The 2,353-nt window shown below is 59.3% G+C and carries 4 protein-coding genes; all 4 read right to left on the bottom strand.

The window, feature by feature from the left end; genetic code table 11:
* Positions 1 to 956, bottom strand: a 956-nt coding sequence (locus tag J0I64_RS22475; protein ID WP_291412510.1) for a DUF4424 family protein, incomplete at its 3' end; no start/stop codon positions are given.
* Positions 957 to 1,023: 67 nt separating this feature from the next.
* Positions 1,024 to 1,353, bottom strand: coding sequence for a phosphoribosyl-ATP pyrophosphohydrolase (locus tag J0I64_RS22470; RefSeq protein WP_291412508.1), 330 nt, complete (start codon positions 1,351 to 1,353; stop codon positions 1,024 to 1,026).
* The gene (locus J0I64_RS22465) at positions 1,350 to 2,144 is read right to left on the bottom strand and encodes a thymidylate synthase (protein WP_291412506.1); all 795 of its coding nucleotides are present in this window, start codon (positions 2,142 to 2,144) and stop codon (positions 1,350 to 1,352) included. The genes J0I64_RS22470 and J0I64_RS22465 overlap by 4 nt, the downstream gene beginning before the upstream one ends.
* Before the next feature lie 9 nt (positions 2,145 to 2,153).
* Positions 2,154 to 2,353 (bottom strand): DUF1003 domain-containing protein (locus tag J0I64_RS22460; protein WP_366933776.1); only part of this gene is annotated, 200 nt, incomplete at its 5' end.

Genomic DNA, 2,353 nt, shown 5'->3' with positions numbered 1-2,353 from the left:
TCCTCGATCTTCTTCACGCCCTCACCGCAGAACGACACCAGATTATCAGTGCTGCCCTTGTCGACGGTCAGGGTGAACTTGCCGATGACGCCGGACCAGTTATTCCCCGTCGACCAGATGTAGGAAATCCAGTTCTCGTAATAAGGGTAATGCGTCCAGCCGTCCTGTGCTTCGCCCTGTTTCCTGATCGCAGCAACGAGGTTGTCCTCGACGCAATACTTCCGCACATATTCGGCGTGGCGCTCGCGGGAGAACTCGTCGTCCGGCGTCGGAATGAACGTGGTGGCGACGGTGCCGCCAACGCTGGGCCGGTAGGTGTGCACGACGTTGGACACACCCGGCTTGAAGGTCGCCTCCCAGCTATAGGTCGAGCGCAGTGTCCAGATCGGCACCAGCTCGGTCTCCCAGCCATTGCCGGCATCGAACTCGGACAGGAAAACCAGTCCCAGACGCGCCAGATTGCGGGCGTCGTCTTCGCTCAGCGCATCCAGAGCCTTGTAGGTGGCTTCACCGAAGGGCTCGAGCGGCACGCCGAGGTTCTTCAAGAGCTTGGTGTATTCGATGTTGTTGTTGAAGGCGTACTGGTGCAGCTCGGCTTCGACCGGGACGCCGTTGAAGGTCGTGGCAAAGCCGAAAAGATTGTCGGGATCCTCGATCGGCTCGCTGCCGTCAAAACCGGCATTCTGGACCGGTACGTCGGACATGAAGTCGCCGCTGCCCTGGATATCGGGCATGGGGAAAGCAACCAGAATGTGCTGGTCTTCGTCGGAGGTATTTTCGAACTCGTAGGTCACCCGCACCTGCGTGGGCGAAACATAGAGGTCCTCCGATGCCATCTTGATCTGTTCATTGGTGACAAAGACCAGACCGCCCGCCCCCAATTGCGCCGTCGTGTCGTTGCCAACCGCGGGCGCAGCCAGCATCAGTGCCAGAATGGCTGTCGCGTAAAGCCGCATGATTTGACTCCCTGTCCCTCTAAACCAAGCCGTCCGGGCGCTTACGCCCTGCCGCTCCGCTATTTTCTTAGCTGCTCTTCTCGTCAGCGCGAAGATAGGAGAACCATTTTCGGTCCAGCGCTGCATCGAGATCGATGCCGTTGTGGCGCGCATAGAGCAGCAGGAAAGCTAGAAGATCGGCCGCCTCATCGTCCCGCGCTTTTTCGATCTCGGCGTCGGAGAGATTTTTGCGACGTCCCCGGCTGGAAAGCCGCAGGTGCTCGGCGATGAGCTCACCCAGCTCTTCCTGCATCTTCAGCGCATACCAATCGTCGTCGCGCTGCACGCCCGTTTCCTGAGCATACATGTCCGAGACCCGGGCAACGAGCACCGTGAGATCGGCGAGCGAGCGGCTCATACGGAAACGTCGGCCTTGATATGCGGGTGCGGATCGTAGCCTTCAAAGGAGAAGTCTTCGAAGACGAAGTCCTCCAACCGCTTGCGCTCGGGGTTCATAATCAGGCGCGGCAGCGGGCGCGGCTCACGCGTCAGCTGCAGGCGGGCCTGTTCGAAATGATTGTTGTAGAGATGTACGTCGCCAAACGAGTGCACGAAATCGCCAACCTCAAGCCCCGTCACCTGCGCCATCATATGAGTAAGCAGCGCATAGGACGCGATATTGAAGGGCACGCCGAGGAATGTATCGGCCGAACGCTGATAGAGCTGGCAGCTCAACTTGCCGTCGGCAACGTAGAACTGGAACAGGCAGTGACATGGCGGCAGGGCCATGCTGTCCACTTCGGCCGGGTTCCAGGCGGTGACGATATGGCGGCGGGAATCGGGTTTGTTGCGGATGGATTCAACGACAGCCGCCAGCTGGTCGATATGGCGACCATCGGGCGCCGGCCACGAGCGCCATTGTGAACCATAGACGGGGCCCAAGTCGCCGTTCTCGTCGGCCCACTCGTCCCAGATCTTTACGCCATGCCCCTGCAGCCAGCGCACATTGGTCTCGCCGCGGATGAACCAGAGCAGCTCATAAATGATCGACTTGAGATGCAGCTTCTTAGTTGTCAGCAGCGGAAAGCCCTTCGAGAGATCGAAGCGCATCTGGTAGCCAAAAAGGCTACGCGTGCCGGTGCCGGTACGGTCCGACTTGTCGGCGCCGTTTTCGAGAATGTCGGAGAGAAGCTTGAGATAGGGCTGCATAGCCCTAGTCTACCGCGATTCCGATGGTTTGAGATGCCCCTCAACCACCCTCGTCAACAGATCGATTTGCTCCTGCTGCTTGGCGATCAGTTCGCGCAGCTCCGCACTCCGCATCTGGTCGAGCTTTTCGTGCAGCGCCATGATCTCGATCTCGGCCTTGAGATTGACCTCATAGTCGTGGGCGGAAACCTCTCGATCCTTTGCCGCCT

This window comes from Devosia sp. (genome assembly GCF_017307565.1).
Classification (GTDB): domain Bacteria; phylum Pseudomonadota; class Alphaproteobacteria; order Rhizobiales; family Devosiaceae; genus Devosia.
Note: the sequence above shows the minus strand (reverse complement) of the source record. Positions and strands in the feature narration are given on the sequence as shown.

Bases quoted from the DNA above. Each gene is read 5' to 3' on its own strand.
- J0I64_RS22470 (WP_291412508.1), bottom strand. From the start codon at position 1,353: ATGAGCCGCTCGCTCGCCGATCTCACGGTGCTCGTTGCCCGGGTCTCG.
- J0I64_RS22465 (WP_291412506.1), bottom strand. From the start codon at position 2,144: ATGCAGCCCTATCTCAAGCTTCTCTCCGACATTCTCGAAAACGGCGCC.